Source organism: Sphingomonas sp. GW821-FHT12D09, from assembly GCF_058807215.1.
Genome location: NZ_JBXAQL010000003.1, coordinates 93,665 through 110,140 on the forward strand (window position 1 = coordinate 93,665; position 16,476 = coordinate 110,140).

The following is a 16,476-nucleotide window of genomic DNA, read 5'->3' on the forward strand; positions in this document are numbered from 1 at the left end:
TCGATGGCCGACTTCCGCCTTCCCAAGAACAGCCGCATCTCCTCCAAGGGCAAGGAGCACAAGGCGGACCCGGGCGCGAAGAACGTCAAGAAGTTCAAGATCTACCGCTACGATCCGGATTCGGGCGAGAATCCGCGCTACGACAATTTCGAGATCGACCTCGACGAGTGCGGCCCGATGGTCCTCGACGCGCTGATCAAGATCAAGTCGGAGCAGGACAGCTCGCTGACCTTCCGCCGCTCGTGCCGCGAGGGCATTTGCGGCTCCTGCTCGATGAACATGGACGGGCGCAACGGCCTCGCCTGCACCACCGCGATTGAGGACATCAAGGGCGACATTCGCATCACCCCGCTGCCGCACATGGACGTGATCAAGGACCTCGTCCCCGACTTCACGCATTTCTACGCACAGTATAGCTCGATCAAGCCGTGGCTGCAGACCGTGTCGACCACGCCTTCGGGCAAGGAACGCCTCCAGTCGCCGCAGGACCGCGAGAAGCTCGATGGCCTCTACGAGTGCATCCTGTGCGCCTGCTGCTCGACCTCGTGCCCGAGCTATTGGTGGAACAGCGACAAGTTCCTCGGCCCGGCGATCCTGCTCCAGGCCTATCGCTGGCTGGCCGACTCGCGCGACGAGATGACCGGCGAGCGCCTCGACAATCTCGAGGATCCGTTCCGCCTCTATCGCTGCCACACGATCATGAACTGCGCGAACGTCTGCCCCAAGGGCCTAAACCCGGCCAAGGCGATCGCCGAGATCAAGAAGATGGAAGCCGAGCGCACGCTTTGAGCGCGCCTGCCACGGAGCATTTCCGCTACGAGGACGATCCGGATCGGCCAGGCTGGAAGCGCTGGCAGATCCTGGACGAGGGCCGGTTCAACAGCTTCATCGGCGCGCTTTCGGTGAAGGCCACGGGGGATCGCACCGCGCTGGTGCGCCACCGCTTCGCGCGTGAGCACTCGAACCTGCGCGACCATATCCATGGCGGCGCGCTGGCCGGCTTCATCGACATGGCATTGTTCGCCGCGTCGCGCGGGCTGGGCGTGCTCGCCGGACCGGCCTCGACCGTCGACATGTCGATCCAGTTCATCGCCGGCGGCGCGATCGGCACCGAGACCGAGGCGGAGGTCGAGCTGCTGCGCGAGACCGGCCGGATGCTGTTCCTGCGCGGCGTGGTCCGCCAGGGCGACGTCACCGTCGCCAGCTTCCTCGGCACCATCCGCAAGAGTTCGGCTCCAGCGAAGACCGGGGCGGCATGACCAACGTCCTCGACCGCTACAAGGCCCTGGTCGCCGCAGGCGAGCTGCGCCCCGACCCCGAACAGGCCGCCGCCGCCGAGCGTCTCCATCAGCTTGCGAACGAGCTAGAGGCAGTGCCGAAAAAGGGCAGCATCCTGTGGCGCGCGCTCGGCCGCATGCCGGAGCCGCCGCGCGGGCTCTATATCTGGGGCAGCGTCGGCCGCGGCAAGTCGATGCTGATGGACCTGTTCTACGAGACCGTGAACATCCGCCGGAAGCGCCGCGTCCATTTCCACGAGTTCATGCTCGAAGTGCACGAGCGCCTGAACGAGGAGCGCAAGAAGGACACGCGCGATCCCGTCGTCGCGGTCGCCGATGCGATGGCCGAGGATATCCGCCTGCTCGCCTTCGACGAGATGGTGATCAACAACCCCGCCGACGCGATGATCCTCTCACGGCTGTTCACCGAGATGATGGGACACGGCCTGACCATGGTCGCCACATCGAACCGGGCCCCGCGCGATCTCTACAAGGATGGGCTCAACCGCCAGCTGTTCATCCCCTTCATCGAGCTGATCGAAGAACAGATGGACACGCTGAGCCTGAACGGGCCGACCGACTACCGGCTCGACCGGCTGGGGCGGATGGACACCTGGCTCGTGCCCAACGGCCCCGAGGCGACGAAGCAGCTCTCCGCCGCTTTCTTCCGCCTGACCGACTTTTCCGTCGAAGACGCCGCGCACGTGCCGACTTGCGAACTGCCCGTGCAGGGCGGGCGCGAGCTGCATGTGCCCAAGTGCCTGAAGGGCGTCGCGGTCTTCTCGTTCAAGCGGCTGTGCGGCGAGGCGCGCGGTGCCGCGGATTATCTGGCGATCGCCAGGCGCTTCCACACCGTGATCCTGGTCGGCATCCCCAAGCTGGGGCCGGACAACCGCAACGAGGCGGCGCGCTTCGTCACCCTCATCGACGCGCTCTACGAGCATAACGTCAAGCTGCTCGCCGCCGCCGATGCGGAGCCGCAGCACCTCTACGAAGCCGGCGACGGCCGCTTCGAGTTCGACCGCACCGTCTCGCGCCTCATGGAAATGCGCTCGGATGAGTATCTGGCGGAGGGCCACGGCGAACGATAGGCTACCCTCAAAAGAGGGAGAGTGTATGCGTCTTGGGATCGGCCTGTTGCTGGCGGCCTTGCTGACACCGCTTACCGTCACGGCGCAAACGCTTGTCGCCGCAGACCTGCGCGATAGCCAGAGCCTCGACGGCGCCTGGCATTGGTCGGTCGATCCCTATCGCGACGGCGTCGCCGGCTTCCATGGCGGCCCGCCCAGCGAGAGCACCGCGCGCTACCAGGACAAGATCCAGGAAGACGAGGCGGCGAATCGCCCCACCGCGCTGTTCGAGTTCGACATGCAGCGTTCGGCGGTCACCCATTTGCCCGGCAGCTGGATCGGCCATGCGCCCGAGATGCGCTATTATCAGGGGCTGGTCTGGTATCAGCGCACCTTCGACTACACCCCGGCCGGACCCGGCAAGCGCGTCTATCTGCGCTTCGGCAGCGCCGACTATGCCGCCAGCGTGTTCCTCAACGGCAAGCCGATCGGCAAGCATGTCGGCGCCTTCACTCCCTTCGCCTTCGACGTGACCGACACGCTGCGCCCGGGCAGCAACCAGATCACCGTCGGCGTCGATTCCGCTCGCACCGACAGCGACGTGCCACCGCCGGTCACCGATTGGGAGACTTATGGCGGCATCACTCGCTCGGTCAGCCTGGTCACCGTGCCCGAGACCTTTGTTGACGATGCCTTCGTGCGCCTGGGCAAGGACGGCCGCATCGCCGTCTCAACCCATATCCTGGGCCCGCAAGCCGCCAACGCACCGATCCGCCTCGCCATCCCCGCGCTCGGCGCCACGCTCGACGGCCATACCGATGGCGAGGGCAACTGGACCGCCAGCCTTGCCGCCCCGCGCAGCCTCAAGCGCTGGTCGCCCGAAAGCCCGACGCTCTACGACGTCCAGATCAGCACCGGCGAAGACCGCTTCACTGACCGGATCGGCTTCCGCACGATCGAAGTGCAGGGCGACAGGATCCTGCTCAACGGCAAGTCGATCTTCCTGCGCGGCATCTCGATGCACGAGGAGGAGCTGGGCAAGGCTCCGGTCCGCGCGATGAGCCCCGCCGCCGCGGCCGCCCTCTTCGGCGAGATCAAGTACGGTCTGCACGGCAATTTCGTGCGGCTCGCCCATTATCCGCATGACGAGGGCACCACGCGCCTGGCCGACCAGATGGGCCTGCTCGTGTGGAGCGAAGTGCCCGTCTATTGGCGCGTCGCCTGGAGCAATCCGGACACGCTCGCCACGGCCCGGCGGATGGTCACCGAGAATATCCGCCGCGACCGCAACCGCGCCGCGATCATCCTGTGGAGCGTCGCCAACGAGACGCCTGTCAGCGACGCCCGCAACACTTTCCTGCGCGCCCTGATCAGCGATGTCCGCACGCTGGACGGTAGCCGACTCGTTACCGCCGCCCTGCTCAGCGCGCGGGCCGGCAAGGTGATGCGGATCGACGATCCGCTGGTGAGCGATCTCGATGTGATGGCGATCAACACCTATAATGGCTGGTATTCGGACGACCCGCTTGCCGAAGTGCCGAGCTTCGAATGGAAGAGCCCGGTCACCAAGCCGCTGATCTTCTCCGAATTCGGCGCCGATGCGCTCTACGGTTATCACGACGGCACCGCCGCCCCGCACAAGTTCAGCGAGGAATATCAGGCCGAATATTATCGCCGCACGCTCGAGATGGCCGCGAAGGTGCCCTATCTGCGCGGGCTGAGCCCGTGGATCCTCAAGGACTTCCGCTCCCCGCGCCGCCAGCACCCCGTCTATCAGCAGGGCTGGAACCGCAAGGGCCTGCTCTCCGAGACCGGCCAGCGCAAGCTAGCGTTCGGCGTGCTCTCCGACGAATATAGGCGCCGGGCGGAAGCGGAGAAGCGCTGAGCCCCGGCGCACCAGCCACGTGCGCAGCCAGGGCTCGGCCGTCGCGGCTATCGTGAAGGCAAGGGCCAGCATCGCCGCGCCGACCAGCAGCGCGGCCAGCGTGCCCGGCATGCCGGCGCCGATCAGTGCCGCGATCGCCACGGTGCCGGCCGCCTGGTGGAGCAGATAGAGCGGATAGGTCGCCAGCCCCGCCGCCATCGCCCAGCCCGGCCGCAGCCAACGCGCCAGCATCGGCTGCAATCGGTTGGCGGCGAGCATGACGACTACGCCCGCGGCGAAGATCGCCATCGGCGCAAGCGGGCTCGCCTCGATCCCTAGTTCGTGGGCGCTGCGCACGGCATGGGCGGTGATCTCGATCGCGGCGGCGAGCAGGCACAGAGCCATCGCCAGCGCCCGCTTGCGTGTCATCCCTTCGTCGAGCGCGGCGCGCACGAAGATGCCCAGCGCAAAGAAGCCGCCATGGGTGAGCAGCAGAAGATCGGCGATGCGCGGCTGCAACCAGCCGGCCGGCAGCGACCCCGAGCCAACCACCAGCCAATAGGCCAGGCTCACACCCGCAAGGCCAAGGCCCAGCGGCTCAAGGCTGTCGACCTTCCCCCACGCGAGCAGCGCCGTCACCAGCGCGTAAAAGGCGATCTCGACGCCGAGCGTCCAATAGACGCCGTCGATCCAGGGTCCCGTCGGCCATAGTGCCACCGAGCCCAGCCATTCGCCGAGCAAAGGTCCCGAAGCACGGGCGAGCAGCAAAGCCGCGAGCGTCAGGCTCGCGCAGATCCAGGCGGCGGGGAACAGTCGTGCGGCGCGCTTGGCCGCGAATACCCCCGCGCTCGCGCCGCGTGCCGAACCGGCGATCACGCAGCCCGAGATCACGAAGAACAGTTCCACCCCGATCCAGCCACACCAGGTGGCGGCCATCATGCTGTCGGGAAGCGGCGTGCGCGGCCAGTCAGCGTGCGGATCGGGCAACCGGCCGAACGCGCTGCCATAATGATAGACGAGCACGGCCAGCGCGCTCAGCAGGCGCAGTAGGTCGATTGCCTCGAGATTTCGCTTGCCCCGCCCCGCCATCGCGCCCGTCTCGCACGATGGCGGTTAACAGCGGGTCAGCGTGCGCCTCAGTCCTTTTGCGCAAGGTCCTGGTAGAGCATCAGCGCATTGCCGTCCGGGTCGTAGAAGGTGAGCAGCCGCACCATCGCCGGGATCTCCTGCATCGGCCCGTCCTGCCGCACCCCCGCCGCATCGAGCGCTGCCTTGGCCGCATCCAGGTCCACCACGCCGAACGTGAGCGTGGCGCCACCGCCCTGGGGCACGCTCTCCACCTGCGCCAGCCCGATCGTCACCCGGGCGACCGGGCTATCGAACTCGCACCAGGCGATTTCGTCCAGCCGGTAGAGCAGGTTCATGCCCAACACGTCGCGATACCAGGCGATGCCGGCATCCAGATCGGTGACGTTGATCGCGCAGGTCAGCCCGCCATCATAGCCGAGTGCAGTTGCCTGGGAGGGTGCAGCAAGTGTTGCCATATCGATTCTCCGACTCTATGGTTCCATTTATATAGTTGGTATGGATTTGATGCTTGAGTCAATGCCCCCTTCCCCGCCGCGACTGCTCCGCCTGCTCGAGGCCAATCGCTGGGCGATCCCGGTGCTGGCACTGCTCAGCCGCGAGCAGGGATCGCGCTTCGCAGTGATCGCGCGGGCGCTCGACCTGTCGCACAACAGCCTGACGCGGTGCCTCGTGCATCTGAAGGACTGCGGCTGGATCATGCCCAATCCTGGCCATGGCCACCCGCTGCGCCCCGAATACCTCCTGAGCGAAGCCGGCCGCCCTGTCGGCACATTGTGCGAGCGGATCGAGACGGTGCGGACACGGCTCAAGCTCGCCACCGGCGACCTGCCGCGCTGGTCACTGCCGCTGGTTGCAGGGCTGGGGCCCGACTGGACGCGCTTCGGCGAGATCCAGGCGCGGCTCGCCCCGGTCACCCCGCGCGCGCTCTCGACTAGCCTAAAGGCAGTGATCGACGAGGCATTGGTGCAGCGCAGGCTGGAGGACCGCTATCCGCCGATGCCGCTCTACGCGCTCACCGGCAAGGGCAGGGAACTGGCAGGCGCATTGGCCAGTTGATGCCCCTCCCAAGGGGTGCCTTCCAACCCATTATTGCACTTGCGAATTAGTTGCAAAGATAATCGGAACCCGCGCTTTTTCATGGGTTGCGACTCTCCTATTATGGGCCTAAGCCGCCACCGCTTTCACCGGCGCGCCGGTACGCGCGTCTGTGTGTCGGCGGTTGAACCAGACCCATAGGGAGTTTCCATGGCCCGCAAGAAGATCGCGCTGATTGGCGCCGGCAATATCGGCGGTACGCTCGCGCACCTCGCAGCACTCAAGGGCCTTGGCGACATCGTCCTGTTCGACGTCGTCGAAGGCGTGCCCCAGGGCAAGGCGCTCGACCTTAGCCAGTGCGCCCCGGTCGAAGGCTTCGACGCCAAGATCACTGGCACCAACGACTATGCCGATATCGCAGGCGCCGATGTGATCATCGTCACCGCCGGCATCGCCCGCAAGCCGGGCATGAGCCGCGACGACCTGCTCGGCATCAACCTCAAGGTCATGAAGGCCGTCGGCGAGGGCATCGCCGCCAACGCGCCCGACGCGTTCGTGATCTGCATCACCAACCCGCTCGACGCGATGGTCTGGGCATTGCGCGAATTCTCCGGCCTGCCGCACACCAAGGTGGTGGGCATGGCCGGCGTGCTCGACTCGGCCCGCTTCAGCCACTTCCTCGCCGACGAGTTCCAGGTCTCGGTCAAGGACGTGAACAGCTTCGTGCTCGGCGGCCACGGCGACACCATGGTCCCCGTCCTCGAATATTCGACCGTCTCGGGCATCCCGGTCAGCGATCTGATCGCGATGGGCTTCTCGACCAAGGAGCGCATCGACGCGATCGTCCAGCGCACCCGTTCGGGCGGCGGCGAGATCGTTGCCCTGCTCAAGACCGGCTCGGCCTTCTACGCCCCCGCCACTTCGGCGATCGCGATGGCCGAGAGCTATATCTACGACAAGAAGCGCGTCCTTCCGGCCGCGGCGCACCTCACCGGCCAGTATGGCATCGACGACCTGTACGTCGGCGTGCCGATCATCATCGGCAAGGACGGCGTCGAGAAGATCATCGAGATCAACCTGACCGACGAAGCCAAGGCCAACCTCACGGTCTCGGTCGATGCGGTCAAGGAACTGCTCGTAGCCTGCAAGGCGATCGACGGCTCGCTCAACTGAGATGGCACGGCGCGCGCTCGCGCTGCTGGGTTCGGCCGTGGCCCCACAAGGGGCCGCGGCTGAAACTGCGCCGCGAGGGTTGCTCGAACGACAATGGCTGGGGGAATGAGATGAAGCGGATCGCGTTAGTCCTTCTCGGCCTTTGCGCCGCCCTTCCCGCCGCCGCGCAGGAAGCCACGCCCACCGCGCCGGCCGAGCCGGTGCCGCTGTTCCAGGCCGCCTGCGTCAACGGTGCCGTGCGGCTGAGCAAGAAGACCGCAGAGGCGGTGACCTACGCCACCTTGCCCCAGAGCGCCCGCCGCGCGCTCGGCGCCGCGACCACCAGCTCGCGCGCGGAGGCCGAGAAGCTTCCGGCTCCCGACCCCGCTACCGTGCTCAACACCATGTACCGGATCGGCGGCGGCCAGCTCTACCTGCTCGTGCCCGGCGCCGAAATCGGCAAGAGCACGATCTCCGACAGCTGCATCGTGCTGTGGCTCGCTTTGTCCGACGATGATTATCCCCTGGCCCGCAAGCTCGTTCTGCCGAACGAGGAAAGCGTGCCGATGACTGCCCGCCCCACCGCCTCAGCGGTCGGCGCGTCGGTCGCAACTTCCGCCCGCGAAGGTTCGCAGATGACCGCAGCCACTTATGGCGGCTGGGTCGCGCTGCGCATTCTCGCGCCCAATCCCGATCCGAAATCCCCCGGAGCCCAGTGAACACATGAGCATCCTCATCGACAAGAACACCAAGGTCATCACGCAAGGGATGACTGGTGAGACCGGCACCTTCCACACCCAGCAGGCGCTCGCCTATGGGACGCAGATGGTCGGCGGCGTGACCCCCGGCAAGGGCGGCACCGAGCATATCGGCCTGCCCGTGTTCGACACCGTTGCCGAAGCCAAGTCGAAGACCGGCGCCGACGCCTCCGTGATCTACGTGCCGCCGCCCTTCGCCGCGGACTCGATCCTTGAGGCGATCGATGCCGAGATCCCGCTGATCGTCTGCATCACCGAGGGCATTCCGGTGCTCGACATGGTCAAGGTGAAGCGCGCGCTGTCGGGCTCCAAGTCGCGCCTGATCGGCCCGAACTGCCCCGGCGTGCTGACTCCGAACCAGTGCAAGATCGGCATCATGCCGGGCTCGATCTTCTCGCCGGGCTCGGTGGGCGTCGTCTCGCGCTCGGGCACGCTGACCTATGAGGCGGTGTTCCAGACCACCAATGCGGGCCTCGGCCAGACCACGGCCGTCGGCATCGGTGGCGATCCCGTCAACGGCACCAACTTCATCGACGTGCTCGAGTTGTTCCTCGCCGACGAGGCGACCAAGTCGATCATCATGATCGGCGAGATCGGCGGCTCGGCCGAAGAGGAAGCCGCGCAGTTCCTGATCGACGAGGCCAAGCGTGGCCGCAAGAAGCCGATGGCCGGCTTCATCGCGGGCCGCACGGCGCCTCCGGGCCGCCGCATGGGCCATGCCGGCGCGATCGTGTCGGGCGGCAAGGGCGATGCCGAGAGCAAGATCGCCAAGATGGAAGAGGCAGGCATCCGCGTCGCGGCCAGCCCGTCCGAGCTCGGCTCGACCCTTGTGGAAGTGCTCAAGGGTTAACAACTAGGGCGTTATCCCGGCTCAGGCCGGGATTGCGTGCCACGGGCCGCGCGCTGGCGGCCTGAGACCCCGGCTTTCGCCGGGGAGACGATTGAGGAATTGACCATGGGCTATGAGGGCCTGGACTTCGACGACATCGCCGGCGGCGTGAGCCCCGCCTTCGTCGAGACTTTGTACCGCCGCTACAAGGCGGATCCGACGGGTATCGAGCCGGGCTGGCGCGCCTGGTTCGAGGGGCTGGAGAACACCGCCTCGGGCCCCAGCTGGGCGAACCCGCGCTGGCCGCTCGCCGAAACGGATGCCCTCACCGCCGGGCTCGACCCGACCCAGATGGAGCCGGCGCCCAAGCCCGCCAAGGGCGGCGCCGCGCCTGCGCCCAAGCCGGCCGGCCCGGCCGCGTCGGAAGCCGACATCGCCCGCGCCGCCGGCGATTCGATCCGCGCGATGCTGCTGATCCGCACCTACCGGGTGCGCGGCCACCTCGCCGCCACGCTCGATCCGCTCGGCCTAGCCCGCCAGGACCTGCCGGCGGACATGACGCCAGAATATCACGGCTTCACCGGCGCCGATCTCGACCGCCCGGTATATCTCGGCGGCGCGCTCGGCCTCGAAAAGGCGACGATCCGCGAGCTCGTCGACATCCTGCGCGCCAATTATTGCGGCAATGTCGGCCTTGAGTACATGCACATCGCCGACGTCGAGGAGCGCCGCTTCCTTCAGGACCGGATGGAGGGCAAGGACAAGGCCATCCAGTTCACCGCCGATGGCAAGAAGGCGATCCTCTCCAAGGTCATCGAGGCCGAGGAATGGGAGAAGTTCTGCGGCAAGAAGTATGTAGGCACCAAGCGCTTCGGCCTCGACGGCGGCGAAGCGATGATCCCGGCGATGGAAGCCATCATCAAATATGGCGGCCAGCTCGGCGTGCGCGAGATCGTGTACGGCATGGCGCATCGCGGCCGGCTGAACATGCTCACCAACGTGATGTCGAAGCCGTACCGCGCGATCTTCCACGAATTCTCGGGCGGCTCGTCCAACCCCGATGACGTCGGCGGCTCGGGCGACGTGAAGTACCATCTCGGCACCAGCACCGATCGCGAGTTCGACGGGATCAGCGTCCATATGTCGCTGGTCGCCAACCCCTCGCACCTCGAAGCTGCCGACCCGGTCGTGCTCGGCAAGACGCGTGCGATCCAGACGATCGCCGGCGACCTGGACAAGCACACCGGCTCGCTGCCCGTGCTGCTCCACGGCGACGCGGCATTCGCCGGCCAGGGCATCGTCTGGGAATGCCTCGGCTTCTCGGGCATCCGCGGCTACAATACCGGCGGCTGCCTGCACTTCATTATCAACAACCAAATCGGCTTCACGACGAGCCCGCAATTCGCGCGCTCCTCGCCCTATCCGTCGGACGTCGCCAAGGGCGTCCAGGCGCCAATCTTCCACGTCAATGGCGACGATCCCGAAGCGGTGACCTTCGCCTGCAAGATGGCGATCGAGTTCCGCCAGACCTTCAAGCGCGACGTCGTGATCGACATGTGGTGCTATCGCCGCTTCGGCCACAACGAGGGCGACGAGCCCTCGTTCACCCAGCCGCTGATGTACAAGGCGATCCGCCAGCATCCGCCGGTGAGCCAGGTCTATTCGAAGCGCCTCATCGCCGAGGGCACGATCGACCAGGGCTTCGTCGACGAGCGCATCAAGCAGTTCAACCTGCTGCTCGAAGGCGAGTTCGAGGCCGGCAAGTCGTACCTCCCCAACAAGGCCGACTGGTTCGGCGGCCGCTGGTCGGGCCTGTCGGCCCCGGCCGACTCCGAGAATGCGCGCCGTTCGGTCGATACCGGCATCGAGAAGAAGCTGTTCGACAGCCTCGGCCGCACGCTGACCGAAGTCCCCGCCGACCTGGAGATCCACAAGACGCTGGGCCGCGTGCTCGATGCGAAGCGTGCGATGTTCACCCGCGGCGAGAATTTCGACTGGGCGACCGGCGAGGCCCTGGCCTTCGGCGCGCTGCTGTCGGAAGGCTATGGCGTGCGCCTGTCGGGCCAGGATTCGGGCCGCGGCACGTTCAGCCAGCGCCACGCCGTCTGGGTCGATCAGCGCGACGAGCATCGCTACATCCCGCTCACGACGATCCCGCACGGGACGTTCGAGGTGCTGGATTCGCCGCTCAGCGAATATGGCGTGCTCGGTTTCGAGTACGGCTATGCGCTCGCCGATCCGAAGACGCTGGTGCTGTGGGAAGCGCAATTCGGCGACTTCGCCAATGGCGCGCAGATCATGATCGACCAGTTCATCGCGGCGGGCGAGGCCAAGTGGCTGCGCGCCAACGGCCTGGTGATGCTGCTGCCGCACGGCTATGAGGGCCAGGGTCCCGAGCACAGCTCGGCGCGCCCCGAGCGCTATCTCCAGCTCTGCGCGGAAGACAACATGCAGGTCGTCAACATCACGACGCCGGCGAATTATTTCCACCTGCTGCGCCGCCAGATGCACCGCAACTTCCGCAAGCCGCTAGTGCAGATGACGCCGAAGTCGCTGCTCCGCCACAAGATGGCAGTGAGCAAGGCCGAGGACTTCCTCGGCGACAGCCACTTCATGCGCATCCTCTCGGATCCGTCGGCGCCGGCGGACAAGGACGTGAAGCGTCTCGTGCTCTGCTCGGGCAAGGTCGCCTATGACCTGATCGAGGCGCGCGACGCGGCGGGCGACAAGAACACCGCGATCGTCCGCATCGAACAGCTCTATCCCTTCCCGGGCGACGCACTGGCTGCGCGCGTCGCGCGCATGACCAATGTCGAGGAAATCGTCTGGGCCCAGGAAGAGCCGAAGAACAACGGCTACTGGACATTTGTCGAGCCGTTCATCGAGGCGAGCCTCAAGGAAGCCGGCTCGAAGATCCAGCGCGCCCGCTATGCCGGCCGCGCGCCGGCCGCGGCGGTCGCCACCGGCCTGATGAAGCGCCACCAGGCCGAGCAGGGGGCGCTCGTCGCCGACGCGCTCGGTCACAATGTCCGCGAAGAAATTCGCCGGACCCGCAAGAACTGACACCCTCCCAGGGAACGAGGAAAGACAATGGCAGACGTTAAAGTCCCGGTACTGGGCGAGTCGATCACCGAAGCCACGCTCGGCGAATGGCTGAAGAACCCCGGCGACCCCGTCCAGCTCGACGAGCCGATCGCCAGCCTCGAGACCGACAAGGTCTCGGTCGAAGTCGGCAGCCCGGTTGCCGGCGTGATGGGCGACCAGCTCGTCAAGGTGGGTGACACGGTCGAAGTTGGCGCAGTGATCGCCGTGGTGAGCGAAGGCGGTGGCGCTGCTGCCGCGCCGAGCCCGGCCCCTGCTGCGGCGCCCGCCCCTGCCCCTGCAGCCGCTCCGGTACCCGCCGCCGGCGGCGAAGCCGCCGCGCTCTCGCCGTCGGTGCGCCGCGCCGTGCTCGAGACCGGCGTCGATCCCACCTCGGTTCAGGGCACCGGCAAGGACGGCCGCCTGACCAAGGACGACGTGATGACCGCGGCGAGCAACAAGCCCGTACCGGCCGCCACCCCGGCGCCCGCCGCCGCCGCTCCGGCACCGTCGGCCAGCGGCCGCAAGGAAGAGCGCGTCAAGATGACTCGCCTGCGCCAGACCGTCGCCAAGCGCCTCAAGGAAGCGCAGAACACCGCCGCGATGCTCACCACGTTCAACGACGTGGACATGACCGCGGTGATCGAGGCGCGCGCCAAGTACAAGGACCTGTTCGAGAAGAAGCACGGCGTCCGCCTGGGCTTCATGGGCTTCTTCGTGAAGGCCGCCTGCATGGCGCTCAAGGACATCCCGGGCGTCAACGGCTCGATCGAAGGCGATGAGATCGTCTATCACGATTATTGCGACATCTCGGTCGCCGTCTCGGCCCCGCAGGGCCTGGTCGTCCCGGTGATCCGCGACGCGGAGACGCTGAGCGTCGCCGGCATCGAGAAGACGATCGGCGACTTCGGCAAGCGCGCCAAGGACGGCACGCTCAAGATGGACGAGATGAAGGGCGGCACCTTCACCATCTCGAACGGCGGCGTGTTCGGTTCACTGATGTCGACCCCGATCATCAACCCGCCCCAGTCGGCCGTGCTCGGCCTGCACCGCATCGAGGATCGCCCGGTGGTCCGCGACGGCCAGGTCGTCGTCCGCCCGATGATGTACCTCGCGCTCAGCTACGACCACCGCCTGATCGACGGCCGCGAGGCGGTGACCTTCCTCGTTGCGCTCAAGAACGCGATCGAGGATCCAACCCGCCTGCTGATCGACCTTTGATTTGAACACCCGACTGTTCCCCGGCGAAAGCCGGGGGCCAGTTGCGGCGTAGTTTGTAACGACGCGAGACGCGTACCACCTATCGTCTCGTAACTGGGCCCGGGCTTTCGCCGGGGTACGAGGAAGAGAACATGGCCGACTATGATTTCGACGTCCTGGTGATCGGTTCGGGCCCCGGCGGCTATGTCGCGGCGATCCGCGCGGCGCAGCTGGGCCTGCGCACCGGTTGCGTCGAGAGCCGCGAGACGCTGGGCGGCACCTGCCTCAACGTGGGCTGCATCCCGTCCAAGGCGCTGCTCAACGCGTCGGAGAAGTTCGACGAGGCCAAGAACGGCGTCCTCGCCAAGCACGGCATCAAGCTCGGCTCGGTCGAGCTCGACCTGCCGACGATGATGGCCGACAAGGACAAGGCCGTCACCGGCCTCACCGGCGGCATCGCCTTCCTGTTCAAGAAGAACAAGGTCGAATGGGTGAAGGGCCTCGGTACCTTCATCGACGCGCACACCGTCCAGGTCGGCGATCGCACAGTCACCGCCAAGAATATCGTCATCGCCACCGGCTCGTCGGTCACCCCGCTTCCGGGCGTCGAGATCGACCAGAAGGTCGTCGTCGATTCGACCGGCGCGATCGCGCTGGAGAAGGTGCCCGAGCACATGATCGTGATCGGCGGCGGCGTGATCGGCCTCGAGCTCGGCTCGGTCTGGCAGCGCCTCGGCGCCAAGGTCACCGTGGTCGAGTTCCTCGACCAGCTTCTCCCGGGCATGGACGGCGAAGTCCGCAAGGAAGCCGCCAAGATCTTCAAGAAGCAGGGCATGGAGATCAAGCTCTCCACCAAGGTGACCGGCGTGACCGTCAATGGCGGCAAGGCGACCGTCACGGTCGAGCCGGCAGCCGGTGGCGCTGCCGAAACGCTCGAAGCCGATGCAGTGCTGGTCTCGATCGGCCGCCGCCCGAACACCGAGGGCCTCGGCCTCGACAAGATCGGCTTGGCGACGAACCAGCGCGGCCAGATCGAGACCGACCATAGCTTCCGCACCAAGGTCGACGGCGTCTGGGCGATCGGCGACGTGATCCCGGGCCCGATGCTCGCGCACAAGGCCGAGGATGAAGGCATTGCGGTCGCCGAGAACATCGCCGGCCTGACCGGCATCGTGAACCACGATGTCATCCCGAGCGTAGTCTACACCCATCCCGAGATCGCCGGCGTCGGCCTGACCGAGGAGCAGGCCAGGGAGCGCGGCGAGATCAAGGTCGGCAAGTTCCCGATGGCTGGCAACAGCCGCGCCAAGGCGATCGACGACACGGTCGGCTGGGTGAAGGTGATCGCCGACGCCAAGACCGATCGCGTGCTCGGCACCTGGATCATCACTTCGGTCGCCGGCACGATGATCGCCCAGGTCGCCCAGGCGATGGAGTTCGGCGCGACTTCGGAAGACATCGCCTATACCTGCCACGCCCATCCGACCCATTCGGAAGCGATCAAGGAAGCGGCGATGGCCGTGTTGGGCAAACCGATCCACGTCTGAGCCGAGCCGGCGACGCGATTAGCGCAAGCTAATCGCTCGCGAACCAGGCTCGGCCGGCCGGCGGCGCTATTCGCGCCGACCGACGGCGCGGCTTTGCCGCGCCGCTTCCCCGCCCGATACTTGCGTCCCCTTCCCTTTGCGTGTTAGTCAACTAACACACAAAGGGAATCAACCATGCGCCACATCATCCTCGGCCTGCTCGCCGCTACCGCCTTCGTTACGCCTGCCTTCGCCCAGGACGCGGCCCGCATGGACAAGGTCGCCAGCGCCGAAGCCGATACCGGCGCCTTCATGGGCGCCGTGCTCGTCGCGCAGAACGACAGGATCCTGTTCGACAAGGGCTATGGCTCGGCCAATCTCGAATGGAAGATCCCGAACGACGGCGAGACCAAATTCCGCCTCGGTTCGCTGACTAAGCAGTTCACCGCCGCCTCGATCCTGCTGCTCCAGGAACGCGGCAAGCTCCGCCTCGATGCGCCGGTGAAGACCTATCTCCCGGATGCGCCCGCCGCCTGGGACAAGGTGACTGTCTTCCACCTGCTAACCCATAGCGCGGGCGTGCCCAACTTCACCGCGCAGGACGATTATGAGAAGCGCAAGACGCTGCCCGCGACCTTGCCCGAGCTGATCGCCCGCTTCAGCGACAAGCCGCTCGATTTCACGCCGGGCGAGCAGTTCAAATATTCCAACTCGGGCTATGTCCTGCTCACCGCGATCGTCGAGAAGGCGAGCGGCCAGTCCTATGCCGCCTTCGTCACGGAGAACCTGTTCAAGCCGCTCGGCATGGCCGACAGCGGCTATGACAGCCATGCGAAAATTATCCCGCACCGCGCCTCTGGCTACAGCCCCGCCCCCGGCGCGGCGGTCAATGCCGACTATATCGACATGTCGATCCCGCAGGGCGCCGGCGCACTCTATTCGACCACCCACGACCTGCTGAAATGGGAGACCGGGCTGTTCGGCGGCAAGCTGCTCAAGTCCGAATCGCTCGTGGCGATGCGGACGCCGTACAAAGACAATTACGCGCTCGGCGTCGGTGCGGTGGTCAAGGACGGCGTGACCACGATCTCGCACAGCGGCGGCATCGACGGGTTCAACACCTGGCTCGGCTATGATCCCGATCGCAAGATCACGGTGGTGGTGCTCGCCAATATCAATGGCGGCAGCGCCAGCAAGCTGGGCCATGCGATGCTGACGCTGGCGCGTGGTGGCACCGTCACCCTGCCCAGCGAGCGCCAGGCCGTGAAGCTCGCCCCCGCCACGCTCAAATCCTATGAAGGCACGTACGAGGTCAGCCCGACCTTCGGTTTCACCATCCGCGCCGAGAGCGACCGGCTGATCGCCCAGGCCACCCGCCAATCCCCGCTCGACTTGTTCCCGGAAGCCCAGGACCGCTTCTTCTTCCGCACGGTCGATGCCCAGATCGACTTCACCCGCGATGCCGCCGGCAAGGTCACCGGCGCGGTGATGCACCAGAATGGCCGCGACCAGAAGGCGGTGAGGAAGCTGTAAGAGGCGTCGGCATTCACCCGAATATCCGCGTTTTCTTGCTCCCCTCCCCGCAAGGGAGGGGA

14 protein-coding genes are annotated in these 16,476 nt (G+C 66.4%); 12 read left to right on the top strand and 2 right to left on the bottom strand.

Translation table 11 applies throughout. From position 1 onward, the window contains the following. Positions 1-3: 3 nt before the first annotated feature. The 4 genes from AC1RPL_RS14050 to AC1RPL_RS14065 are packed head-to-tail and all read left to right on the top strand — an operon-like array spanning position 4 to position 4,232. The gene (locus AC1RPL_RS14050) at positions 4-789 is read left to right on the top strand and encodes a succinate dehydrogenase iron-sulfur subunit (protein ID WP_493069933.1); all 786 of its coding nucleotides are present in this window, start codon (positions 4-6) and stop codon (positions 787-789) included. Continuing rightward, complete coding sequence (locus tag AC1RPL_RS14055) at positions 786-1,259, top strand: PaaI family thioesterase (protein ID WP_493069934.1); 474 nt, start codon at positions 786-788, stop codon at positions 1,257-1,259. The genes AC1RPL_RS14050 and AC1RPL_RS14055 overlap by 4 nt, the downstream gene beginning before the upstream one ends. Next, entirely contained in the window at positions 1,256-2,368 is a 1,113-nt protein-coding gene (gene zapE / locus AC1RPL_RS14060) for a cell division protein ZapE (protein ID WP_493069935.1), read from the top strand. Before AC1RPL_RS14055 ends, zapE begins: the two co-directional genes overlap by 4 nt. 25 nt (positions 2,369-2,393) lie before the next feature. After that, positions 2,394-4,232 carry a glycoside hydrolase family 2 protein gene (locus AC1RPL_RS14065; protein ID WP_493069936.1) on the top strand — a complete coding sequence of 613 codons (1,839 nt, stop codon included), beginning with the start codon at positions 2,394-2,396 and terminating at the stop codon, positions 4,230-4,232. Here the strand turns inward: AC1RPL_RS14065 and AC1RPL_RS14070 are convergent. Both AC1RPL_RS14070 and AC1RPL_RS14075 read right to left on the bottom strand, forming a co-directional pair. After that, complete coding sequence (locus AC1RPL_RS14070; RefSeq protein WP_493069937.1) at positions 4,173-5,300, bottom strand: acyltransferase family protein; 1,128 nt, start codon at positions 5,298-5,300, stop codon at positions 4,173-4,175. The genes AC1RPL_RS14065 and AC1RPL_RS14070 overlap by 60 nt on opposite strands. Positions 5,301-5,347: 47 nt before the next feature. Then, on the bottom strand, positions 5,348-5,755 hold the full coding sequence (locus tag AC1RPL_RS14075) for a VOC family protein (protein ID WP_493069938.1): 408 nt from the start codon (positions 5,753-5,755) through the stop codon (positions 5,348-5,350). A 61-nt stretch (positions 5,756-5,816) separates the two neighbouring features. Here AC1RPL_RS14075 and AC1RPL_RS14080 point away from each other — a divergent pair, with 61 nt between their 5' ends. From AC1RPL_RS14080 to AC1RPL_RS14115, 8 genes are all read left to right on the top strand, one after another. After that, positions 5,817-6,356, top strand: a complete 540-nt coding sequence (locus tag AC1RPL_RS14080; RefSeq protein ID WP_493069939.1) for a winged helix-turn-helix transcriptional regulator — start codon at positions 5,817-5,819, stop codon at positions 6,354-6,356. 189 nt (positions 6,357-6,545) lie between these two features. Continuing rightward, positions 6,546-7,508 carry a malate dehydrogenase gene (mdh, locus tag AC1RPL_RS14085; RefSeq protein ID WP_493069940.1) on the top strand — a complete coding sequence of 321 codons (963 nt, stop codon included), beginning with the start codon at positions 6,546-6,548 and terminating at the stop codon, positions 7,506-7,508. 110 nt (positions 7,509-7,618) lie between these two features. After that, on the top strand, positions 7,619-8,206 hold the full coding sequence (locus tag AC1RPL_RS14090; protein ID WP_493069941.1) for a hypothetical protein: 588 nt from the start codon (positions 7,619-7,621) through the stop codon (positions 8,204-8,206). A 4-nt stretch (positions 8,207-8,210) separates the two neighbouring features. Next, positions 8,211-9,095, top strand: a complete 885-nt coding sequence (gene sucD, locus AC1RPL_RS14095) for a succinate--CoA ligase subunit alpha (protein ID WP_493069942.1) — start codon at positions 8,211-8,213, stop codon at positions 9,093-9,095. Between the two features lie 105 nt (positions 9,096-9,200). Next, positions 9,201-12,137 (top strand): 2-oxoglutarate dehydrogenase E1 component, encoded by a 2,937-nt coding sequence (locus AC1RPL_RS14100; protein WP_493069943.1) that lies wholly within the window; start codon positions 9,201-9,203, stop codon positions 12,135-12,137. 27 nt (positions 12,138-12,164) lie between these two features. Then, positions 12,165-13,376 carry a 2-oxoglutarate dehydrogenase complex dihydrolipoyllysine-residue succinyltransferase gene (gene odhB, locus AC1RPL_RS14105; RefSeq protein WP_493069944.1) on the top strand — a complete coding sequence of 404 codons (1,212 nt, stop codon included), beginning with the start codon at positions 12,165-12,167 and terminating at the stop codon, positions 13,374-13,376. Positions 13,377-13,507: 131 nt separating this feature from the next. After that, positions 13,508-14,902: a dihydrolipoyl dehydrogenase gene (lpdA, locus tag AC1RPL_RS14110; RefSeq protein WP_493069945.1), complete on the top strand. Its 1,395-nt coding sequence runs from the start codon at positions 13,508-13,510 to the stop codon at positions 14,900-14,902. 174 nt (positions 14,903-15,076) lie between these two features. Next, complete coding sequence (locus tag AC1RPL_RS14115) at positions 15,077-16,414, top strand: serine hydrolase (RefSeq protein ID WP_493069946.1); 1,338 nt, start codon at positions 15,077-15,079, stop codon at positions 16,412-16,414. Positions 16,415-16,476: the final 62 nt, after the last annotated feature.

Excerpts from the sequence above, each read along its gene's own strand:
- AC1RPL_RS14090 (WP_493069941.1), top strand. The coding sequence starts at position 7,619 with ATGAAGCGGATCGCGTTAGTCCTTCTCGGCCTTTGCGCCGCCCTTCCC.
- AC1RPL_RS14065 (WP_493069936.1), top strand. The coding sequence starts at position 2,394 with ATGCGTCTTGGGATCGGCCTGTTGCTGGCGGCCTTGCTGACACCGCTT.
- mdh (WP_493069940.1), top strand. The coding sequence starts at position 6,546 with ATGGCCCGCAAGAAGATCGCGCTGATTGGCGCCGGCAATATCGGCGGT.
- AC1RPL_RS14050 (WP_493069933.1), top strand. The coding sequence starts at position 4 with ATGGCCGACTTCCGCCTTCCCAAGAACAGCCGCATCTCCTCCAAGGGC.
- lpdA (WP_493069945.1), top strand. The coding sequence starts at position 13,508 with ATGGCCGACTATGATTTCGACGTCCTGGTGATCGGTTCGGGCCCCGGC.
- AC1RPL_RS14100 (WP_493069943.1), top strand. The coding sequence starts at position 9,201 with ATGGGCTATGAGGGCCTGGACTTCGACGACATCGCCGGCGGCGTGAGC.
- zapE (WP_493069935.1), top strand. The coding sequence starts at position 1,256 with ATGACCAACGTCCTCGACCGCTACAAGGCCCTGGTCGCCGCAGGCGAG.
- AC1RPL_RS14070 (WP_493069937.1), bottom strand. The coding sequence starts at position 5,300 with ATGGCGGGGCGGGGCAAGCGAAATCTCGAGGCAATCGACCTACTGCGC.
- AC1RPL_RS14080 (WP_493069939.1), top strand. The coding sequence starts at position 5,817 with ATGCCCCCTTCCCCGCCGCGACTGCTCCGCCTGCTCGAGGCCAATCGC.
- sucD (WP_493069942.1), top strand. The coding sequence starts at position 8,211 with ATGAGCATCCTCATCGACAAGAACACCAAGGTCATCACGCAAGGGATG.
- AC1RPL_RS14075 (WP_493069938.1), bottom strand. The coding sequence starts at position 5,755 with ATGGCAACACTTGCTGCACCCTCCCAGGCAACTGCACTCGGCTATGAT.
- odhB (WP_493069944.1), top strand. The coding sequence starts at position 12,165 with ATGGCAGACGTTAAAGTCCCGGTACTGGGCGAGTCGATCACCGAAGCC.
- AC1RPL_RS14115 (WP_493069946.1), top strand. The coding sequence starts at position 15,077 with ATGCGCCACATCATCCTCGGCCTGCTCGCCGCTACCGCCTTCGTTACG.